19 protein-coding genes are annotated in these 18,650 nt (G+C 71.5%); 11 read left to right on the top strand and 8 right to left on the bottom strand.

The window, feature by feature from the left end; genetic code table 11:
* The first annotated feature begins 185 nt into the window (after positions 1 to 185).
* Together ACZYRU_RS00485 and ACZYRU_RS00480 are read left to right on the top strand one after the other, a co-directional pair.
* The gene (locus ACZYRU_RS00485) at positions 186 to 1,397 is read left to right on the top strand and encodes a glycoside hydrolase family 16 protein (RefSeq protein WP_488955108.1); all 1,212 of its coding nucleotides are present in this window, start codon (positions 186 to 188) and stop codon (positions 1,395 to 1,397) included.
* Positions 1,398 to 1,557: 160 nt separating this feature from the next.
* Positions 1,558 to 2,484: a glycoside hydrolase family 16 protein gene (locus ACZYRU_RS00480; RefSeq protein ID WP_488955107.1), complete on the top strand. Its 927-nt coding sequence runs from the start codon at positions 1,558 to 1,560 to the stop codon at positions 2,482 to 2,484.
* A 4-nt stretch (positions 2,485 to 2,488) separates the two neighbouring features.
* Here the strand turns inward: ACZYRU_RS00480 and ACZYRU_RS00475 are convergent, their stop codons facing one another.
* The 4 genes from ACZYRU_RS00475 to ACZYRU_RS00460 form a co-directional block, all read right to left on the bottom strand.
* Complete coding sequence (locus ACZYRU_RS00475) at positions 2,489 to 3,358, bottom strand: exodeoxyribonuclease III (protein ID WP_488956231.1); 870 nt, start codon at positions 3,356 to 3,358, stop codon at positions 2,489 to 2,491.
* 101 nt (positions 3,359 to 3,459) lie between these two features.
* Positions 3,460 to 4,428, bottom strand: coding sequence for an NAD-dependent epimerase/dehydratase family protein (locus tag ACZYRU_RS00470; RefSeq protein ID WP_488955106.1), 969 nt, complete (start codon positions 4,426 to 4,428; stop codon positions 3,460 to 3,462).
* A gap of 37 nt (positions 4,429 to 4,465) precedes the next feature.
* Positions 4,466 to 5,023, bottom strand: a complete 558-nt coding sequence (locus ACZYRU_RS00465) for an NYN domain-containing protein (protein ID WP_488955105.1) — start codon at positions 5,021 to 5,023, stop codon at positions 4,466 to 4,468.
* 46 nt (positions 5,024 to 5,069) lie between these two features.
* On the bottom strand, positions 5,070 to 5,588 hold the full coding sequence (locus tag ACZYRU_RS00460; protein WP_488955104.1) for a hypothetical protein: 519 nt from the start codon (positions 5,586 to 5,588) through the stop codon (positions 5,070 to 5,072).
* 43 nt (positions 5,589 to 5,631) lie between these two features.
* Here ACZYRU_RS00460 and ACZYRU_RS00455 point away from each other — a divergent pair, with 43 nt between their 5' ends.
* From ACZYRU_RS00455 to ACZYRU_RS00445, 3 genes are read left to right on the top strand one after another with little or no spacing between them, the layout of a single operon-like run.
* The gene (locus tag ACZYRU_RS00455) at positions 5,632 to 6,393 is read left to right on the top strand and encodes a glycoside hydrolase family 25 protein (RefSeq protein WP_488955103.1); all 762 of its coding nucleotides are present in this window, start codon (positions 5,632 to 5,634) and stop codon (positions 6,391 to 6,393) included.
* Between the two features lie 8 nt (positions 6,394 to 6,401).
* On the top strand, positions 6,402 to 6,749 hold the full coding sequence (trxA, locus tag ACZYRU_RS00450) for a thioredoxin (RefSeq protein ID WP_488955102.1): 348 nt from the start codon (positions 6,402 to 6,404) through the stop codon (positions 6,747 to 6,749).
* The gene (locus tag ACZYRU_RS00445) at positions 6,746 to 7,798 is read left to right on the top strand and encodes an LLM class flavin-dependent oxidoreductase (RefSeq protein WP_488955101.1); all 1,053 of its coding nucleotides are present in this window, start codon (positions 6,746 to 6,748) and stop codon (positions 7,796 to 7,798) included. The genes trxA and ACZYRU_RS00445 overlap by 4 nt, the downstream gene beginning before the upstream one ends.
* Here the strand turns inward: ACZYRU_RS00445 and ACZYRU_RS00440 are convergent.
* Positions 7,788 to 8,405 carry a TetR/AcrR family transcriptional regulator gene (locus ACZYRU_RS00440; RefSeq protein WP_488955100.1) on the bottom strand — a complete coding sequence of 206 codons (618 nt, stop codon included), beginning with the start codon at positions 8,403 to 8,405 and terminating at the stop codon, positions 7,788 to 7,790. The genes ACZYRU_RS00445 and ACZYRU_RS00440 overlap by 11 nt on opposite strands.
* Positions 8,406 to 8,561: 156 nt before the next feature.
* Here ACZYRU_RS00440 and ACZYRU_RS00435 point away from each other — a divergent pair, with 156 nt between their 5' ends.
* The gene (locus ACZYRU_RS00435) at positions 8,562 to 8,762 is read left to right on the top strand and encodes a hypothetical protein (protein WP_488955099.1); all 201 of its coding nucleotides are present in this window, start codon (positions 8,562 to 8,564) and stop codon (positions 8,760 to 8,762) included.
* On the opposite strand, the gene ACZYRU_RS00430 is transcribed toward ACZYRU_RS00435, so the two are convergent.
* The gene (locus tag ACZYRU_RS00430; protein ID WP_488955098.1) at positions 8,716 to 9,354 is read right to left on the bottom strand and encodes a hypothetical protein; all 639 of its coding nucleotides are present in this window, start codon (positions 9,352 to 9,354) and stop codon (positions 8,716 to 8,718) included. The two genes, ACZYRU_RS00435 and ACZYRU_RS00430, sit on opposite strands and share 47 nt — an antisense overlap.
* A 143-nt stretch (positions 9,355 to 9,497) precedes the next feature.
* On the opposite strand from ACZYRU_RS00430, the gene ACZYRU_RS00425 reads away from it, so the two are divergent.
* Positions 9,498 to 11,882 carry an ATP-binding cassette domain-containing protein gene (locus ACZYRU_RS00425; protein WP_488955097.1) on the top strand — a complete coding sequence of 795 codons (2,385 nt, stop codon included), beginning with the start codon at positions 9,498 to 9,500 and terminating at the stop codon, positions 11,880 to 11,882.
* A gap of 1 nt (position 11,883) precedes the next feature.
* Here the strand turns inward: ACZYRU_RS00425 and ACZYRU_RS00420 are convergent, their stop codons facing one another.
* A complete protein-coding gene (locus ACZYRU_RS00420) occupies positions 11,884 to 12,213 on the bottom strand; it encodes a 4a-hydroxytetrahydrobiopterin dehydratase (protein WP_488955096.1) in 330 nt (109 codons plus the stop codon).
* A 188-nt stretch (positions 12,214 to 12,401) separates the two neighbouring features.
* Positions 12,402 to 14,306 carry an APC family permease gene (locus ACZYRU_RS00415; RefSeq protein WP_488955095.1) on the bottom strand — a complete coding sequence of 635 codons (1,905 nt, stop codon included), beginning with the start codon at positions 14,304 to 14,306 and terminating at the stop codon, positions 12,402 to 12,404.
* Positions 14,307 to 14,444: 138 nt separating this feature from the next.
* Between ACZYRU_RS00415 and ACZYRU_RS00410 the strand changes: the two genes are divergently transcribed.
* From ACZYRU_RS00410 to kdpB, 4 genes are read left to right on the top strand one after another with little or no spacing between them, the layout of a single operon-like run.
* Complete coding sequence (locus ACZYRU_RS00410; RefSeq protein ID WP_488955094.1) at positions 14,445 to 14,825, top strand: hypothetical protein; 381 nt, start codon at positions 14,445 to 14,447, stop codon at positions 14,823 to 14,825.
* Positions 14,822 to 14,911 carry a K(+)-transporting ATPase subunit F gene (kdpF, locus tag ACZYRU_RS00405; protein WP_488955093.1) on the top strand — a complete coding sequence of 30 codons (90 nt, stop codon included), beginning with the start codon at positions 14,822 to 14,824 and terminating at the stop codon, positions 14,909 to 14,911. Before ACZYRU_RS00410 ends, kdpF begins: the two co-directional genes overlap by 4 nt.
* 2 nt (positions 14,912 to 14,913) lie before the next feature.
* Positions 14,914 to 16,572: a potassium-transporting ATPase subunit KdpA gene (gene kdpA / locus ACZYRU_RS00400; protein WP_488955092.1), complete on the top strand. Its 1,659-nt coding sequence runs from the start codon at positions 14,914 to 14,916 to the stop codon at positions 16,570 to 16,572.
* 59 nt (positions 16,573 to 16,631) lie between these two features.
* On the top strand, positions 16,632 to 18,644 hold the full coding sequence (gene kdpB / locus ACZYRU_RS00395) for a potassium-transporting ATPase subunit KdpB (protein ID WP_488955091.1): 2,013 nt from the start codon (positions 16,632 to 16,634) through the stop codon (positions 18,642 to 18,644).
* The last annotated feature ends 6 nt before the right edge of the window (positions 18,645 to 18,650 follow it).

The raw sequence follows: 18,650 nt of genomic DNA, 5'->3' as shown, positions 1-18,650 counted from the left end.
GCGCCGACCTCGGCCCCAGCGGCGGGACCCGTCCGACGTTGACCGAGGCCCAGCACTGCTCCCTGTTGTCCGGAACCGCCTCCTGCCGAGACCACCGCGGTCTCGTGCTCGATGCTCCTGCGTGGCGAGCCGTGGCCAACGGACCCGGTCGAGACGCCGGCACACGCCGAACGAGGAGCAGCGACATGGAGAGCGTGGAAGCACCCCCGGCAGGGGGACGCCGCCTTCGGTTCTGGCAGGGCAGGATCGCCGTCGTCACCGTCGTGGCAGCACTCGCCGTGGGTCTGCTGGCGCTACCGGCGACACCCGTTGCCGGCGTGCCCGGTGCAGCATCGGCCGAGGCCGGCGCGAGGGCGGTCCCCGTGCTGAGGCGCCCCACTCACCACGGCACGTCCGTGACCTTCCGCGGTCGGGCCCGGCCCCGGACCGCCGTACGCCTGCAGATGCGGGGCGGCGGGCGGTGGACCACGGTCGCCGTACGCCGGTCCGCGTCGTCCGGGCGGTTCTCGGTCACCCTGCCCGCACCACCACGCTCGCGCGTGTTCCGGGCGGTCGCGGCGGGCCGAGCGAGCCAGTCACGCCGGGTCCGGAGCGGTTCCGTTCCGGTGCCGGCGGGTCAGGCCGACGCCTGCGGCCCGCAGCCGCAACGCCCCGACGGCTCGTACTACTCCTGCAGCCTCCACGACGACTTCGACGGCACGACGCTGGACCGGACCCGCTGGACGGCCCAGGACACCTCGCAGACCGGCGTGTTCACCGGGCAGGGTGGGTGCTACCGGGACAACCCCCGGACCATCGACGTCGAGGGCGGGACGCTGCGCCTGACCGCGACCATCCACCCCCAGATGTTCCTGTGCAAGAGCTCCATCGCACCGTTCACCACCCGTTCGGAGGTCGCGACCGTCACGACGACCTCGCGGTTCACGCAGACCTACGGCCGGTTCTCCGCCCGGATGCGCTTCTCCGCGGCGACCGGCGGCCACGCGGCGTTCTGGCTCTCGCCCGAGGACCACGCCTACGGCAAGTGGCCGCTCTCCGGGGAGATCGACGTCGCCGAGTGGTTCGGCAACGACCAGTCCCACGTGTACCCGTCCGTCCACTACCTCGGCGAGGGCAGGCAGGAGAGCACGGGCCGCGACTGCCCCGTGCCCGGGGCGACCACCGGCTTCCACACCTACACCGTCGAGTGGACGCCGACCGAGATGACGTTCTTCTACGACGACCAGTTCTGCTGGTCCCACCGCTGGGTGCCGACGAACGTCCGTGCGCCGGCGCCGTTCGACAAGCCGTTCAACATGGTCCTCGCGCAGATCTGGGGATCCGGTTGGGCCGCGCGGAGGCTGTCGTCGCCGACGACGTCGACCCTCGAGGTCGACTGGGTCCGCGTCTGGCAGTGACCGGGACCTCCGGCACCTGACCTCTCCCCGAGGGGCGGAGGTTCCCCAATCCTCGGTAAAAGACCGGCCGGCCCGGATCGGCCGGTCGGCCGACCCCTAACCTGAGATCACTCTCGGTGCCCGACCCCCCTCGCCCTTCACAGCTCCCGAGGAGAGGGTCATGAACAGCATGGGGAAGCACTTCGGCGCGCGCCGGATCGCCGCCGTCGCGGCACTGGCGGCACTCGCAGCGGGCCTGCAGCTGGCACCCGCAGCCCCCGCCGCGCAGGCACAGGGCGGGACACGCACCGTCCGCCAGCTGCTCGACCCGGTCGACGCGTGCGGCACCCGGCCACAGCGTCCCGACGGGTCGTACCTCTCCTGCAGCTTCCACGACGAGTTCGACGGCACCGCGCTGGACCGGACCCGCTGGATGGCGCAGGACACCGCGCTGACCGGGGTGTTCACCGGGCAGGGCGGGTGCTACCGCGACAACAAGCGGACCATCAGCGTCGGGGGCGGGACGCTGCGCCTGACCTCGTCCATCCTCGACCAGGTGTTCCTGTGCCAGAGCCCCTACGCGCCGTTCCCGACGAACTCGGAGGTGTCGACGGTCGCGACCATCTCCCGGTTCACCCAGACCTACGGGCGCTTCTCCGCACGCGTGCGCTTCTCGGCCGCCACCGGAGGTCACGCGGCGTTCTGGCTCTACCCCCAGGTGCAGACCTACGGCCGGTGGCCCCTCTCCGGCGAGGTCGACATCGCCGAGTGGATGGGCAACGACCCGAGCCACGTGTACCCGTCGGTCCACTACTTCGGTGAGGACAAGTCGAAGAGCACGGGCCGCACGTGCCCCGGCCCCGCCGCGAGCACCGGCTACCACACCTACACGCTCGACTGGACGCCGACGGTCATGAGGTTCACCTACGACGACCAGCTCTGCTGGTCCCACTCCTGGACGCCGACGAACGTCCGCCCGCCGGCGCCGTTCGACAAGCCGTTCTACGTCGTCCTCACCCAGATCTGGGGCACCGGCTCGGCCGCGCGTACGTCGACCTCGCCGAAGACGGCGACCATGGACGTCGCCTGGGTCCGGGCCTGGAAGTAGGGGCTCAGCCGAACTCGTAGTCCACGACCACCGGCGCGTGGTCGCTGAGCCGGACGCCGGCGTGCTCGCGGTCCACGACCGCGGTCACCGCCGTGCGGGCCAACGCGGGCGTGGCGAGGTGGTAGTCGATGCGCCAGCCGGCGTCCTTGGCGTAGGCCTGGCCGAGCCAGCTCCACCAGGAGTACGGGCCCTCGACGTCCGGGTGCAGCCTGCGGACGACGTCGACGAGCGTGCGCGGCGACAGCTGGGCGTCGAGCCAGGCACGCTCCTCGGGCAGGAAGCCCTCGGTCTGGTTGCTGCGCCGCCAGTTCGCGACGTCGGCCTTCGTGTGCGCGACGTTGAGGTCGCCGGTGAGCAGGAACTCGCGCCCGCTGCTCGCCGCGTGCTTCCGAGAGGCCGCGAGGTGGCGGGCGAAGCCGGCCATGAACGCCATCTTGCGGTCGTACTTCGCCCCACCGTCCGGCGCCTCCCGCATCCGCTTCGGGTCCTGCAGGTGCGCGGGCAGGCCGCCCTTGGGGAGGTAGAGGCTGGCCACGGTCAGGGGTACGTCGGCCAGGTCGACCTCGACGTACCGGCCCTCGGTCGCGTGGTTGCGCAGCGCCCGCGGGAGGAGGCGATCGGGGTCGGGGACCGACCAGGTCCGCACCGCGGCGGCCGGCTCGCGCGTCAGCACGGCGACCCCGTTGCGGCCCGCGAGCTCGCCGGCGTCGTACGCCACCGCGTAGTCGCCGAACGCCTTCTCCGGGAGCGCGTCGACCGGGCAGCGCACCTCCTGGAGGGTGACGACGTCGCAGCCGCGCATCGCGAGCCAGTCGCCGAAGCCGCGACGGTGGGCAGCGCGGATGCCGTTGATGTTGGCGGTGGCGACTCTCAGCACTGGCCGGACTGTAGTGGGAACGGTTCAACTACCGAATTCGTCGCCAATCGCGGCCCTTCGCGACAAATTCGGTAGTTGAACCGCAGGGCAGCGCGACGTCAGCGAGCCCGGAAGCGCGCCAGGAGGTCGGCCTCCCGCTCGGTCGTGATCCCCGTGATCCGCGCCGCAGGATCGGCGTCCAGCCAGGCCCGGGTGTCGCGGGTGGTGGCCCCGACCGGGCGGGGCTCGAGACCCGCCGCCAGGGCGGGGGCGGCGTCGTGGGCCAGCATGCCGTCGTACGCCGGCCGCGGGAGCCAGACCGGGATGCTGTCGGGTCCCGACCACGGCTCGACGCCCTCGGCCTCGAGGAAGTCCTGGTCGACCCAGACCAGCTCGGCGTCGGGCAGGGCTGCCGCGAGGAGGTCGGCGATCGGCTGGGCGGGGCCGACGGCGTCGTACGTGCCGCCCGTGCGGTCCTCGGCCAGGGTGACGATCCAGGCGGCGAGGTCGCGGACGTCGATCACCTGGACCAGGTCCTGCGGGTCGCCGGGGGCGAGCACCTCGCCGGTCGAGGTCGAGCGGCGCGCCCAGTACGCGAACCGCCCGCTCGGGTCGCCCGGGCCGACGATCAGGCCGGGCCGCACGACGGCCGCCTTCGGGTCGGCGTCGAGGACGAGCTGCTCGCAGGCGACCTTCATCCCGCCGTAGTTCTCGACGCTGGCCATCGGGTCGAGGTCCTCGGCGATCGCGTCCTTGAGGCGGCCGGCGCCGGGGCCGGCCGGGTCGGCGTCGTCGGCGTAGACCGAGATGGTGGAGACGAACACCCAGTGCGCGTCGGGTACGGCGGCCAGGGCCCGGCCGACGTGGGAGGGCGTGCGCGACACGTCGACCACGGCGTCGTACGGATCACCGTCGGTGAGCTTCTCGGGCGCCGCCTCGTCACGGTCCCACCGGATGCTGGTCACACCCGGGGGCACGGTGCCGGAGCGGCCCCGGTTGGCGCACACCACGTCGTGCCCGCGGCGCACCGCCTCGGACGCGACCGCACGGGACAGGAACTGGGTGCCGCCGAGAACCAGGAGCCTCATCCCGACAGCATGCCCTGCCGGTGGCTGGACCTGCCGCTCAGATGAACTGGGTCGGGTCGAACTCGTCGATCGGGATGATCCGGACCCGCGGCAGGCGCTCGTTGAACGCGTTGACGTCGTACTCCAGGTCGAAGAAGTCGAGGCCGCGCGAGGTGAGCTGGGCGAACGCGCTGTTGCGGAACTCGGTGAACCCGACCAGCCCGACCCTGCGTCCGTCGAGGACGTTCTCGACCTGCTCCACGAAGTCGCCGTCGTTGCTGACCAGGACGACGTCCGCGTCGCGGTTCTTCAGCTCCTCCAGCGTGCGCTGGATGGCGATGTCGACGACCTTCTGGTTCGCGCCGCCGGACAGCGGGATCGGCCGGTAGCCGATCGCCAGCAGCGCCTGCACGAACGACATCGGCAGCTCGCTGTTGGCCGCCAGGAAGAACAGCCCGTTGGTCGGCTGCCCCCACTGCCGCTCCACGAACTGCAGCAGCCGCTCCCACCGCGGCCGCTCCTCGGGCCGGGGCCGCCGGCCGAGGATCGACGTACCGAGGGTGGCGTCGATGTTCTCCCCGTCCACCAGGACGTGGGTGATCCGCGCGGTCTCCATGGGAGGAGGCTAGCCGGGCCGCGGGGCCGGTGGGTCGGCGGAGAGGTCAGCCGCGCTTCACGCCGCGGAACTCGGTCCAGTCACCCTTCAGCTTGTAGAAACCGGCGACCGCCTTGAAGCGGTAGCGCGGCGCGGAACTGGCCAGGCACGCCTGGGGTACGACGATCCGCACCCGGTTGACGTCGAAGCGCCACCTCCCGCGGATCCCGGTGCACTCGACCGGCGTACCGCCGAACTCCTGGTCGGTCGGCTCCCACAGCTGGGTGAGCGGGGCGGTGCCGGGGCGGTGGCTGGTGTAGGCGATGAAGCCCGCCTCGGTGGCCGGGTCGGTGCCGATGAACACCTTCGTCTGGGCCCGGCGGGTCTCCGTCAGGTCGCGGAAGGTCAGCTTCAGCACCACGCGGTCGGCGCGGTTGTCGATCTTCACGCGCAGGATGTCCATCTGGGCGGGCAGCGATGGATCGACCCCGTCGTCGATCACCTTCACGGCGGCACGGGCCGGGGCAGGGACCGCGAGGACGGCGGCGAGGGTCGCGACGACGAAGGTCAGCAGCAGCTTCCGCATGGGTCGACGATACGTCGCGGCGGCGCGTGGTTGGCTGGGCTGCGTGAGGAGCCCGAGGTCCCTGGGCCGGGTCGCCGCGGTCGCGGCGGTGCTGGCGTTCGCCGGGTGCAGCGGTACGCCGGCAGCCGGGCCGACCCCTGCCCCCTCACCGCCGCCCTCGACCACCGCACCGCCCACCCCGACCCCCACGCCGACCCCCACGCCGACCCCCACCCCGGAGCTCGCCGAGGGCATCGACGCCTCCCACCACCAGGGACCGATCGACTGGGAGCAGGTGGCCGGCGCCGGGATCCGGTTCGCCTACCTCAAGGCGAGCGAGGGCACCGGCTTCACCGACCCCCGGTTCGCGGCCCACCGGGCCGCCGCCGTACGCGCCGGGGTGGCGGTGGCCGGCTACCACTACTTCCAGCTGTGCAGCGACGGCGCGGCCCAGGCCGAGCACTTCCTCGACGTCCTCGGCCCCGACCCGCAGGAGCAGCCACCGCCCGCCCTCGACCTCGAGCTGGCCGGCAGCTGCGCGGACCCACCGCCCCGGGCAGCCCTCCTGCAGCAGGTCCGTGCCTTCCTGCGGACCGTCGACGAGCGCCTCGGCATCACCACGCTCGTCTACCTCTACCCCGACCTCGAGGCGCGCTACGGGCTCGCGGGGGACCTCGCCGACCACCCGCAGTGGGTACGACGGCTCGGCGACCGGCCGCCGGCGCGGGAGTGGGCCGTGTGGCAGTACGACGACCGCGGCTCGGTGCCCGGTGTCACCGGCGGCGTCGACCGCAACCGGGGAACATTTCCGATCGAGAAACGTTGAGGAGTGACATGTCCACCATCGACCTCACCGCCGGCAACTTCGAGCAGACGGTCCTCGACAACGAGATCGTCTTCGTCGACTTCTGGGCGTCCTGGTGCGGCCCGTGCCGCAACTTCGCCCCGATCTACGAGGCGGCCGCTGAGGAGCACGGCGACCTGGTCTTCGGCTCGGTGAACACCGAGGAGGAGCAGCAGCTCGCCTCCGCCGCGCGGGTCACCTCGATCCCGACCCTGATGGCGTTCAAGAAGGGCGCGCTGGTGTTCTCGCAGGCCGGTGCGCTGCCCGCGCCCGCGCTGGCACAGGTCATCGCCGCCGTCCGCGACTTCGACGTCGACGCCGCGAAGGCCGACCAGTGAGCGAGCTCGTCTTCGGGCTCGACACGTTCGGCGACGTCACGCTCGACCCCGCCACCGGCGAGGCCCTCGCGCACCCGCAGGTGATCCGCAACATCGTGGAGCAGGCCGTGCTGGCCGAGCAGGTGGGCGTCGAGGTCTTCAACATCGGCGAGCACCACCGCGCGGACTTCGCGGTCACCAGCCCCGAGATGGTGCTGGCGGCGATCGCAGCCCGCACCGAGACGATCAAGCTCGGTACGGCGGTGACGGTGCTCAGCTCCGACGACCCGGTCCGCCTCTACGAGCGGTTCGCCACCCTCGACGCGCTGTCGAACGGTCGCGCCGAGATCACCCTGGGCCGCGGCTCGTTCACCGAGTCGTTCCCGCTGTTCGGGTACGACCTGGCCCACTATGACCAGCTCTTCAGCGAGAAGGTCGACCTCTGGGCGGCCCTCCAGGGCGAGCAGGCGGTCACCTGGGACCGCGGCACCCACCGCCCGGCCCTGCGCGACGCGCGGGTCTTCCCGACCACCGAGCGCGGCTCCATCCCCACCTGGATCGGCGTCGGCGGCTCGCCCGAGTCCGTCGTACGCGCTGCCCGGTACGGCTTCCCGCTGACGATCGCGATCATCGGCGGCGAGCCCGCCCGGTTCGCTCCGTTCACCGACCTCTACCGCCGCGCGCTCACGGAGCTCGGCCAGCCCGCTCTCCCGATCGCGGTGCACTCCCCCGGCTTCGTCGCGGACACCGACGACGAGGCGCGCGAGGGGCTGTACCCGCACTTCACGGAGAGCCGCACCCGGATCGGCGCCGAGCGCGGCTGGGGTCCCGCCACCCGCGAGCAGTACGACGCCGAGGTCGACCATGGTGCGCTCTTCGTGGGCTCCCCCGAGACGGTCGCACGCAAGATCGCCGACGCCGTCCGGGCGCTCGGGGTCCAGCGCTTCGACCTGAAGTACAGCAACGGCGCGATGCCGCACGCGCAGCTGATGCGCAGCATCGAGCTCTACGGCACCCAGGTCGTGCCGCGGGTCCGCGAGCTGCTCGCCGACGCCCCTGTCACGGTCTGAGGCTGACGAACAGCTCCACGAGAACGTCGACCAGCCGGTCCCGCTCGACCTCGATGTCGCCCTGCAGGGCGGCGCCGAGCGTGTGGGCGACGCCACCGATGAGGAACTGCGCCCGCAGCCGCACCTCCACCGGCAGTCCCTCGGGGGACTCCGCCGGGTCGCCGGAGGATGCGGTGGCGGCCAGCATCCCGGCGAAGCGGCGGGACTCCTCGAGCACCCGGGGGCCGAGCACCGGCGAGGTGATCGACTCCAGCAGCGCGACCCGCCCCTTGCGCGGGTCCTCGAGGAACAGGTCGACCATCTCGGCCAGCACGGCCCGGGTCCGCGCGGCGGTGTCGTCGGGAGCAGCGGCGAGCGCCCCCAGGGAACGCGTGGCGGCCTCGCCGGCGATCTGCTCGAACACGGCGAGCTGGAGTGCCTCGATGCTCGCGAAGCTCTCGTAGAAGTACCGCGCCGCCAGCCCGGACTCCTCGGCCACCCCGCGCACCGTCGCGCCGGCGACCCCGCGGGTGCCCATCAGCTCCAGGCCCGCCTCCAGCAGGCGCGCACGGCGCTCGGCGACCCGCTCCCCGGCCGCGCGGCCGCCGTACCGTCGCGCCTCCGTCACCCGGACATCGTGACACGCGCGTTGACCGATGCCGCCGACGGTCGACTGTGACGCGGGCACAAATCCGCGGCAGCTCTCTGTCGCTGGGCACGAGCGACGGGTCCGGCGCCCGCCGCAGACTCGGTGAGGTCGAGAACCCCACCCGAGGAGCCCGCGATGCACGACCTGATGACCCTGGTGCCGATCTTCGCCTTCATGCTGATCCCGCTGTGGATCCCGCTCGTCGCGATGGCGTTCGGCGTGCTCCACGACGCTGTCGTCGCACCGGCGCGGGTGGCTCGGCGTACTGCCTCGGCTCACCGCGCTCCGGTCAGCCCCGTCGGTCGTCGGGTCCCCGCGGCAGGAACTGCTCGGTGAAGGCCGGCCAGGCCTCCTCGATCAGCTGCTCCATGTCGAGGTGGGTCGCCTTGCGCACGTAGGCCTTGGCCAGCTCGGTGTCCAGCACCTTGAGCAGGAACCGCCGCAGCTCGGCGTCGAGGCCGGCGACCTTCCGCAGCATCGCCCCGCGCCGGGTGTCGGTCTTGAGCACGAGGCCGATCTGGTCCTCGGTCGGGGTCTTCAGCTCCAGCCGCAGCTTGAGCGGTGCCTCGGTGTGGACCACCAGCACCAGCGGTACGACGACCTCCGCGTTGAACATCAGCCGGTCCATCGGCAGGCCGAGCTCGAACACCACGCTGATCGGCAGGTCGATCGCGTAGGTCAGCAGTTCGCCGGGCACCAGCTCGCCCGTGGTGGGCTGGTAGGTCCCGACGAAGCTGACGCTCGCGAACGCCCGGCCCGGGCCTGCGCCGATCGGCCCGAGGGCGATCTGGTCGCCCAGCACCTCGTCGACGGTGCGCAGGATCCGGTCCTTGTGGAGCACCCGGCGGATCCACGCGACCCCGAACTCCTCGTACGTCGTCGGCGTGCTCTGCGTGTTCGTCGTCGGCGTGGTGACCTCGTCGGTCACGGTTCCCTCCGGCACGGTTCCCCCCATGTTCGCCCTGGATCCCCCACCAGGACGGATGATTCTCGTACACCTCAACGACGGCGGGCGGCCCGGGTCCCGCAAGTGGAGGAGACCGTGTCGGTGCCGTCGGACATGATGGGCGCATGCCGAAGCCTGCCGCCCCCCGCACCAGCGACAGTCATCCCGCCGACAGCCACGACTACATCCGGGTGCAGGGCGCCCACGTCAACAACCTCAAGGGTGTCGACGTCGACATCCCGAAGCGCCGCCTGAGCGTGTTCACCGGCGTGTCCGGGTCGGGCAAGAGCTCGCTGGTCTTCGGCACCGTCGCCGCCGAGTCGCAGCGGATGATCAACGAGACGTACTCGACGTTCGTGCAGGGCTTCATGCCGTCGCTGGCCCGTCCCGAGGTCGACAACCTCGAGGGGATCACGACCGCGATCCTCGTCGACCAGGAGCGGATGGGCGCCAACGTGCGCTCGACGGTCGGCACCGCCACCGACGCCAACGCGATGCTCCGCGTGCTGTTCAGCCGGATCGGCGACCCGTTCATCGGCCCGCCGACGGCGTTCGCGTTCAACGTGCCGACCCGCAAGGCCGGCGGCGTGATGCAGACTGAGAAGGCTGGCGGCAAGGTCGAGAAGAAGGTCGTCAAGAACGCGATCTACCTCGGCGGCATGTGCCCCGAGTGCGAGGGCCGCGGCAGCGTCTCCGACCTCGACCTGACCGCGATCGTCGACGAGTCGAAGTCGCTGGTCGACGGCGCGATCCTGGTGCCGGGCTACACCGCCGACGGCTGGATGGTGGCGGCGTTCAAGGCGGTGCTGCCGCCGGAGAAGGTCGTCTCGGCGTACACCGAGGCCGAGCGCGAGGACTTCCTGTACGCCGAGCCGCGCAAGGTGAAGGTCGACAAGATCAACGTCACCTACGAGGGCCTGATCCCCAAGATCCGCAAGTCGATGTTCAGCAAGGACGTCGACTCGCTGCAGCCCCACATCAAGGCGTTCGTCGAGCGGGCGGCCGTGTTCGCGCCCTGCCCGGCCTGCGACGGAACCCGCCTCAACGAGGCCGCCCGCGGCTCGAAGATCAACGGCAAGGGCATCGCCGACGTCTGCGCCATGCAGATCACCGATGCCGCCGACTGGGTCCGGGGCATCGACGACCCGTCGGTCGGGCCGCTCGTCGCCAACCTGCTCCACCTGTTCGACGCGTTCGTCGAGATCGGCCTGGGCTACCTCTCGCTCGACCGGCCGGCCGGCACGCTGTCGGGCGGCGAGGCGCAGCGCACCAAGATGATCCGCCACCTCGGGTCCGCGCTCACCGACGTCACCTACGTCTTCGACGAGCCCACCATCGGGCTGCACCCCCACGACATCGAGCGGATGAACAAGCTGCTCCTCGAGCTGCGCGACAAGGGCAACACGGTCCTCGTCGTCGAGCACAAGCCCGAGACCATCGCGATCGCCGACCACGTCGTCGACCTCGGCCCCGGCGCCGGTACGGGCGGCGGCACCATCTGCTTCGAGGGCGACATCGCCGGACTGCGGGCCTCCGACACCCTCACCGGGCGCCACCTGTCCTACCGGGCGGAGCTGAAGGAGACGGTGCGCGAGCGCACCGGCGCGATCGAGGTCCGCGGCGCGTCCTCGCACAACCTGCGCAGCGTGGACGTCGACGTACCCCTGGGCGTGCTGTGCGTCGTCACGGGCGTCGCCGGCTCCGGCAAGAGCTCGCTCATCCACGGCTCGATCGCCGGGCGCGACGAGGTCGTGGTCATCGACCAGGGCGCGATCAAGGGCTCGCGACGCAGCAACCCGGCGACGTACACCGGCCTGCTCGAGCCGATTCGCAAGGCCTTCGCGAAGGCCAACGGCGTGAAGCCGGCGCTGTTCAGCGCCAACTCCGAGGGCGCCTGCGAGAGCTGCAACGGCAACGGGATGATCTACACCGAGCTCGGGTTCATGGACACCGTCGCCACCGTGTGCGACGAGTGCGAGGGCAAGCGCTTCCAGGCCTCGGTGCTCGAGCTGCGACTCGGCGAGCTCAACATCGCCGAGGTCCTCGACCTGCCGGTCGCCCAGGCGCACGCCTACTTCGCCTCCGGCGACGCCAAGACCCCCGCCGCGGCGGCGATCCTGCAGCGGATGGAGGACGTCGGCCTCGGCTACCTCAAGCTCGGCCAGCCGCTCAACACCCTGTCGGGCGGCGAGCGGCAGCGGCTCAAGCTCGCCATGCGGATGGGCGAGAAGGGCGGCGTCTACGTCCTCGACGAGCCCACCACCGGCCTCCACCTCGCCGACGTCGCCAACCTGCTCGGCCTCCTCGACCGTCTGGTCGACGCCGGCAAGTCGGTCATCGTGATCGAGCACCACCAGGCCGTGATGGCCCACGCCGACTGGCTCATCGACCTCGGCCCGGGCGCCGGGCACGACGGCGGCACGGTCGTCTTCGAGGGCACGCCGGCCGAGCTGGTCGCGAAGCAGTCGACGCTGACCGGCGAGCACCTGGCGGCGTACGTCGGGGAGTAGCTCACTCCCAGGCGCGCACGGCCTCCGGGTCGCCCGCGACACCCAGGTCGCGGGCGGCCGCCGAGATCCGCTGCGCCAGGTCGAGGTCGGCTGACGTGAGCGACCCGGTGTCGTGCGTGGTCAGGTGCACCGCGAGCGACGGGTAGCCCAGCTTGAGGTCCGGGTGGTGGTTGGCCGCCTCGGCCAGCTCACCGATCGCGTTCACCAGAGCGAGCCCCTTGACGAAGCTCCCCGTGCGGAACACGGCGTACGCGTGCTCCCCCAGGACCTGCCAGTCCGCGACACCCTCGGCCTGGTTGAACTGCTCCGCGCTGATCCGTTCGTAGCCCATGCTCCGACCGTACGCCGTCGCGCGTGCGGGCCGCCTCGGGGCAAGTAACACGCCGTCCACCGCTCTGGTCGGCGGTTCTCAGCACGACACGCCGACGACACGCCGACGCACCTGCGGACAACGGTCAGGTAGTCGGGTGGACGGCGTGTTACAGCGACGGCCGCTGCCGGGTGGCGATCCGCGAAGGTTCAGCCCGCGTGCACGTACGGCCGCCGCCGCGGGTCCGGTTCCGCCCGGCGCAGGACCTCACGGGTCAGCGGCGCCACCTCGCCGGTGCCGAAGAGCAGGAAGCGCGCCATCTGCGGGACCGGGCTGCCCTCGGTCCACTCGAAGTACATGTGCGGGCGGACGCCGGTCCGGTCGCGCAGGTCGAGGAGCAGTGCGGCGAGGGCGTTGGGGATGGTGGCGGCGTGCACGGTGAGCACCCGGTACTCCTTGTGCGCGACCGACCCGGTCACCACGACCCGGCTCTCGAAGTCGGAGTAGTCCTCGACCACGACCTCGACGAAGATCAGGTCACCGCCGTTGGTGAGCTCGTGGGCCTCGACGATCTTGCGGACCTTCGCACGGTAGGCACCGGCGTCGCGGTGCTCCGGGTCGTGCGCGACCAGCCGGAGGGTACGGCGCGCGCAGTCGCGGATGAAGGCGTCCGACTTGGCGTCGTACTCGATGTCGGTGGTGCGCAGCTCGAGGGATCGGGTCATCCGCGACAGCAGGGAGACGGCGACGATGGCGGCGATGAAGCAGGCACCGATCTTGACGCCGTCCGGGCGCTCGAGGACGTTGTCGATCGTCGTGTAGACGAAGACGACCGAGATCACGGTGAACGCGACCGTCCAGCCGCGCTCGCGGGCCTTGCGGGCGGCCAGCGCGACGGCGACGCTCGCGGAGGTCATCAGGACGAGGACACCGGTGGCGTACGCACCACCCTGCGCGTTGACGTCGGCGTCGAAGATCCAGGTGATCACGAAGGCGGTCACGGTGAGCACGCACACCAGCGGGCGTACGGCGCCCGCCCACTCCGGCGCCATGCCGTAGCGCGGCAGGTAGCGCGGGATCAGGTTCAGCATGCCGGCCATCGCCGAGGCGCCCGCGAACCAGAGGATGAGGATCGTCGAGACGTCGTACACGGTGCCGAAGCCGTCGCCGAGGAAGTCGTGCGCGAGATAGGCCAGCGCGCGGCCGTTGGCACTGCCGCCGTCCTCGAACTCCTTCGCCGGGATCAGCAGCGTGGTCACCAGGCTCGAGCAGATCAGGTAGACACTCATCATGATCGCGGCCGTGGTGAGCAGCCGCTTCGTGTTGCGGATGCGTACGGCGGGCCGCCGGGCGGCGTCGTCCGGCGCGCCCTGGACGTGGGTCATCACCGCGACCCCGGTCTCGAAGCCGGACATGCCGAGAGCGAGCTTCGGGAACAGGGTCAGCGCGACGGCGATCATCAGCACGACGTTGCCGTGCTCGGCGGTCAGCGCGCTGGTCCAGTCGGTGACGACGTGCCCGTTCTCGAACACGTGCGCGGCGCTGACCACGATCACGATCGCGTTGAGCACCAGGTAGACGCTGACCAGGCCGACCGCGAGCCCGATCGCCTCGGTGAAGCCCTTGAGGAAGACACCGCCCAGCAGGGCGATCAGGCCCAGCGTGATCCACAGCTCCTGGCCGTGCAGGAAGTCCGGCACGTGCGGGTTCTCGACGACGTGCGCGCTCGCGTCGGCGGCCGAGAGGGTGATCGTGATGATGAAGTCGGTGAGCGCGAAGCCGAGCAGCGCGAGCACGAACAGCTTGCCGCGCCAGCCGACGAGGAGCCGCTCCAGCATGGCGATCGAGCCCTGCCCGTGCGGGCTCTCCGCCGCGACCCGGCGGTAGACCGGCAGCGCACCGAACAGGGTCAGCAGCACCAGGACCACGGTCGCCAGCGGGCTGAGCAGGCCGGCGGCGAGGAACGCGATGCCGGGCTGGTAGCCGAGGGTGGAGAAGTAGTCGACGCCGGTCAGGCACATGACCTGCCACCACGGACGGGTGTGGTCGTGCACTGATCCCGGGTCCGCCGGTGGGTGCTGCGGCGAGCGACGGATCGGGACTCGGGTGCTCACGCCTCAAGTCAATCCGCGCCCGCCCCCGGCAGCGCATCCCCTAACACGTTCCTAACACCCGTTAGGCCCTGTCAGGCCGCCGTTAGGGACGCGTCAGGACCCGCGCCGCCGGGCCGGACCGGGCGAAGACTCCGAGTCATGACATCGATCCACCTCCTCCACCGCGCTGCCGTGCCGGCCCAGCCGGCCGCGCCGCGGATCACCGAGGAGCCCGCCGTCCGGTTCGGCCTCGGCGGCTTCGCGCTGTTCCTCGCCGCCGGGCTGGTCACCGTCCTCGACCTGCCCTCCGCCCTCGGCACCGCCGTCGTGCTCGGCGTCACCGCCGCCGCGGCCCTTCCGCTGACCCGCGGCCTGGCCTGCGGGCTCGGCATCGCCGGCTGGGCCTTCGCCGAGGGCTTCGCCATCCACGCGTACGGCGAGCTGACGCTCGCGCCGCGCGACCTCGCCCTGCTCGCCGGCTTCGTGGTCGTCGCCCTGGCCGCCGCACTGCTCGGCTCGACCGAGGAGAAGCCGTCATGAGTGCCGAGAACGTCGTCGCGCTGGTCGTCAGCGCCCTCCTCCTCGGCTACCTCGTGCTGGCCCTGATCCTCCCGGAGCGTTTCTAGACATGCCCGACACCCTGGCCGGCCTGCTCCAGGTCGGCGCACTGATCGCTGCCCTCGCCCTCTGCTACCGCCCCCTGGGCAGCTACATCGCCCACGTCTTCACCACCGAGCGTGACCTGCGCGTCGAGCGCGGGATCTACCGCGTCGTCGGGATCGACCCGCGCGGCGACCAGGCCTGGCGCACCTACGCCATGTCGCTGCTCGCCTTCTCCGCCGCCGGCCTGGTCCTGCTCTACGCCCTCCAGCGGCTGCAGGACCACCTGCCGTGGTCGCTCGGCTTCCCGGACGTCGCCCCGGACCTGGCGTTCAACACCGCCGCGTCGTTCGTCACGAACACCAACTGGCAGGCGTACTCCGGCGAGTCGACGATGGGCCACCTGGTCCAGATGGCCGGCCTGGGCGTGCAGAACTTCCTCTCCGCCGCCGTCGGCCTCGCGGTCGCGGTCGCGCTGATCCGCGGCTTCACCCGCTCCCGCACCGGCCGGCTCGGCAACTTCTGGGTCGACCTGACCCGCGGCACGATCCGGGTGCTGCTGCCCCTGGCCGTCGTGGCGGCGGTCGCGCTGATCCTGCTGGGCGTCGTGCAGAACCTGTCGGGCGGCGTCGACGCGACCACGCTGACCGGCGGCCACCAGAGCATCCCCGGCGGGCCGGTCGCTTCCCAGGAGGCGATCAAGGAGCTCGGCACCAACGGCGGCGGCTTCTTCAACGCCAACTCCGCGCACCCGTTCGAGAACCCCAACCCGGTCAGCAACCTGTTCGAGGTCTTCCTGCTGCTCCTCATCCCCGTCTGCCTGACCCGGACCTTCGGCGAGATGGTCGGCGACGTCCGCCAGGGGTACGCCGTCCTCGCCGCGATGGCCGTGATCTGGGTGATCATGCTCGCCGCGGTCTGGGCGATCGAGGCCGCACACCCGACCGCGGCGTACGACGTCGCGGGGTCGGCGATGGAGGGCAAGGAGACACGGATCGGCGTACCGGGCTCGGCCCTGTTCGCGGTGTCCACGACCGGCACCAGCACCGGCGCCGTGAACTCCTTCCACTCCTCCTTCTCCCCGGTCGGCGGCGGCCTGCTGATGCTCAACATGGGCCTCGGCGAGGTGGCGCCCGGCGGCGTCGGGACCGGCCTGTACGGGATGCTCGTGCTGGCGATCCTCACCGTCTTCATCGCCGGCCTGATGGTGGGCCGCACCCCCGAGCTGCTCGGCAAGAAGCTGACCGCCCGCGAGATCAAGCTGGTGGCGCTGAACATCCTCACCATGCCGCTGCTCGTCCTCGGCTTCACCGCGCTGGCGCTCTCGCTGCCCGGCCCGCGGGAGTCGATCCTCAACCACGGGCCGCACGGGCTGAGCGAGGTGCTCTACGCCTACCTGTCCGGCGCCAACAACAACGGCTCCGCGTTCGCCGGCCTGTCCGCGAACACGCCGTTCTACAACATCACCATCGCGCTGGCGATGCTGCTCGGCCGGTTCGTCCCGATCGTGCTGGTCCTCGCGCTGGCCGGCTCGCTGGCCCGGCAGGTCCCGGTCCCGCGGACCGCAGGAACGCTGCCGACCCGCGGCCCGCTGTTCGTCGGGATGCTCGCGGTCGTCACATTCATCGTCGCCGGCCTGACCTTCTTCCCCGCGCTCGCGCTCGGCCCCCTGGCGGAGGGCCTATGACCACCCCACGTCCCTCAGCGAGTTCCTCGTCGAAGCAGACCCCCGACACGGAGACATCCATGCTGCACACCCTCCTGACGTCCCTCCCCGACGCCCTGCGCAAGCTCGACCCGCGGGTCATGGTCCGCACCCCGGTCATGTTCGTCGTCGAGGTCGGCGCGGTCTTCTGCACCGTGCTCGCCCTCCGCGACAGCACCGCCTTCGGCTGGGCGATCACCGTCTGGCTGTGGCTGACGGTCGCCTTCGCCAACCTGGCCGAGGCCGTTGCCGAAGGTCGCGGCCGCGCCCAGGCCGCCACGCTGCGCCGGGCGAAGACCGAGACCCTGGCCCGCCGGCTCGAGGCGGACGGCGACCTGGTGCCGGTGCCCGCGACCGACCTGCGGGTCGGCGACCGGGTGGTCGTCGAGGCCGGCGAGGTGATCCCCGGCGACGGCGACGTGGTCGAGGGCATCGCCAGCGTCGACGAGTCCGCGATCACCGGCGAGTCCGCGCCCGTCATCCGCGAGTCGGGCGGGGACCGCTGCTCGGTGACGGGCGGCACGAAGGTGCTGTCCGACCGGATCGTCGTACGGATCACGACCAACCCCGGCGAGTCCTTCATCGACCGGATGATCGCGCTGGTCGAGGGCGCGAGCCGGCAGAAGACGCCCAACGAGATCGCGCTCAACATCCTGCTGGCCAGCCTGACCATCATCTTCCTGGCGGCGACGGTGACCCTGAAGCCGCTGGCGATCTACTCGGGCGCCGACCAGTCGATCCTGGTGCTCGTCGCGCTGCTGGTCTGCCTGATCCCGACCACGATCGGCGCGCTGCTCAGTGCGATCGGCATCGCCGGCATGGACCGGCTCGTGCAGCACAACGTGCTCGCCATGTCCGGGCGCGCGGTCGAGGCCGCCGGCGACGTCAACACGCTGCTGCTCGACAAGACCGGCACCATCACGCTCGGCAACCGGGAGGCCGCCGAGCTGATCCCCGCCGACGGGGTGGGTGTCGCGGTCCTCGCCGACGCCGCCCAGCTGGCGTCGCTGGCCGACGAGACGCCGGAGGGCCGCTCGGTCGTCGTCCTCGCCAAGCGCGCGCACGGACTGCGCGAGCGCTCCGCCGGCGAGCTGACCGACGCCCACTTCGTGCCTTTCACCGCGCAGACCCGGATGTCCGGCGTCGACCTGCCCGGCCGCGAGATCCGCAAGGGCGCCGCGACCGCGGTCACGGCGTGGGTGCGGGAGAACGGCGGCAGTCCCTCCCCCGAGGTCGGTACGACGGTCGACGCGATCTCGTCCGCCGGCGGCACGCCCCTCGTCGTCGCCGAGCGCACCGCGGGCGCCGTACCGCGGGTCCTCGGCGTCATCCACCTCAAGGACGTGGTGAAGGAGGGGATGCGCGAGCGCTTCGAGGAGATGCGCCGGATGGGCATCCGCACGGTGATGATCACCGGCGACAACCCGCTCACCGCCAAGGCGATCGCCGAGGAGGCGGGGGTCGACGACTTCCTCGCCGAGGCGACGCCCGAGGACAAGATGGCGCTGATCAAGCGCGAGCAGGAGGGCGGCCGGCTGGTCGCGATGACCGGCGACGGCACCAACGACGCGCCCGCGCTGGCCCAGGCCGACGTCGGCGTCGCGATGAACACCGGCACCTCCAGCGCCAAGGAGGCGGGCAACATGGTCGACCTCGACTCCAACCCGACGAAGCTCATCGAGATCGTGGAGATCGGCAAGCAGCTGCTGATCACCCGCGGCGCGCTGACGACGTTCTCGATCGCCAACGACGTGGCGAAGTACTTCGCGATCATCCCGGCGATGTTCGCCGGGGTGTACGGCGGCCTCGACACGCTCAACGTCATGCGGCTCTCGTCGCCGGAGTCCGCGATCCTCTCGGCGGTCGTGTTCAACGCGCTGATCATCGTCGCGCTGATCCCGCTGGCCCTGCGCGGTGTGAAGTACACGCCGTCGAGCGCCTCGGCGATGCTGCGCCGCAACCTGACCGTCTACGGGCTCGGCGGCCTGGTCGCGCCCTTCCTCGGCATCAAGCTCATCGACCTGCTGGTGTCCACCATCCCCGGCATCGGCTGACCGGCC

The sequence above is a fragment of the Nocardioides sp. F233 genome (genome assembly GCF_057813895.1).
The sequence above is the reverse complement of the archived record's forward strand: the minus strand, read 5'-3'. Positions and strand labels throughout refer to the sequence as shown.

Bases quoted from the DNA above. Each gene is read 5' to 3' on its own strand.
- ACZYRU_RS00485 (WP_488955108.1), top strand. From the start codon at position 186: ATGGAGAGCGTGGAAGCACCCCCGGCAGGGGGACGCCGCCTTCGGTTC.
- ACZYRU_RS00480 (WP_488955107.1), top strand. From the start codon at position 1,558: ATGAACAGCATGGGGAAGCACTTCGGCGCGCGCCGGATCGCCGCCGTC.
- ACZYRU_RS00470 (WP_488955106.1), bottom strand. From the start codon at position 4,428: ATGAGGCTCCTGGTTCTCGGCGGCACCCAGTTCCTGTCCCGTGCGGTC.
- ACZYRU_RS00465 (WP_488955105.1), bottom strand. From the start codon at position 5,023: ATGGAGACCGCGCGGATCACCCACGTCCTGGTGGACGGGGAGAACATC.
- ACZYRU_RS00460 (WP_488955104.1), bottom strand. From the start codon at position 5,588: ATGCGGAAGCTGCTGCTGACCTTCGTCGTCGCGACCCTCGCCGCCGTC.
- trxA (WP_488955102.1), top strand. From the start codon at position 6,402: ATGTCCACCATCGACCTCACCGCCGGCAACTTCGAGCAGACGGTCCTC.
- ACZYRU_RS00435 (WP_488955099.1), top strand. From the start codon at position 8,562: ATGCACGACCTGATGACCCTGGTGCCGATCTTCGCCTTCATGCTGATC.
- ACZYRU_RS00425 (WP_488955097.1), top strand. From the start codon at position 9,498: ATGCCGAAGCCTGCCGCCCCCCGCACCAGCGACAGTCATCCCGCCGAC.
- ACZYRU_RS00420 (WP_488955096.1), bottom strand. From the start codon at position 12,213: ATGGGCTACGAACGGATCAGCGCGGAGCAGTTCAACCAGGCCGAGGGT.
- ACZYRU_RS00410 (WP_488955094.1), top strand. From the start codon at position 14,445: ATGACATCGATCCACCTCCTCCACCGCGCTGCCGTGCCGGCCCAGCCG.
- kdpF (WP_488955093.1), top strand. From the start codon at position 14,822: ATGAGTGCCGAGAACGTCGTCGCGCTGGTCGTCAGCGCCCTCCTCCTC.
- kdpA (WP_488955092.1), top strand. From the start codon at position 14,914: ATGCCCGACACCCTGGCCGGCCTGCTCCAGGTCGGCGCACTGATCGCT.
- kdpB (WP_488955091.1), top strand. From the start codon at position 16,632: ATGCTGCACACCCTCCTGACGTCCCTCCCCGACGCCCTGCGCAAGCTC.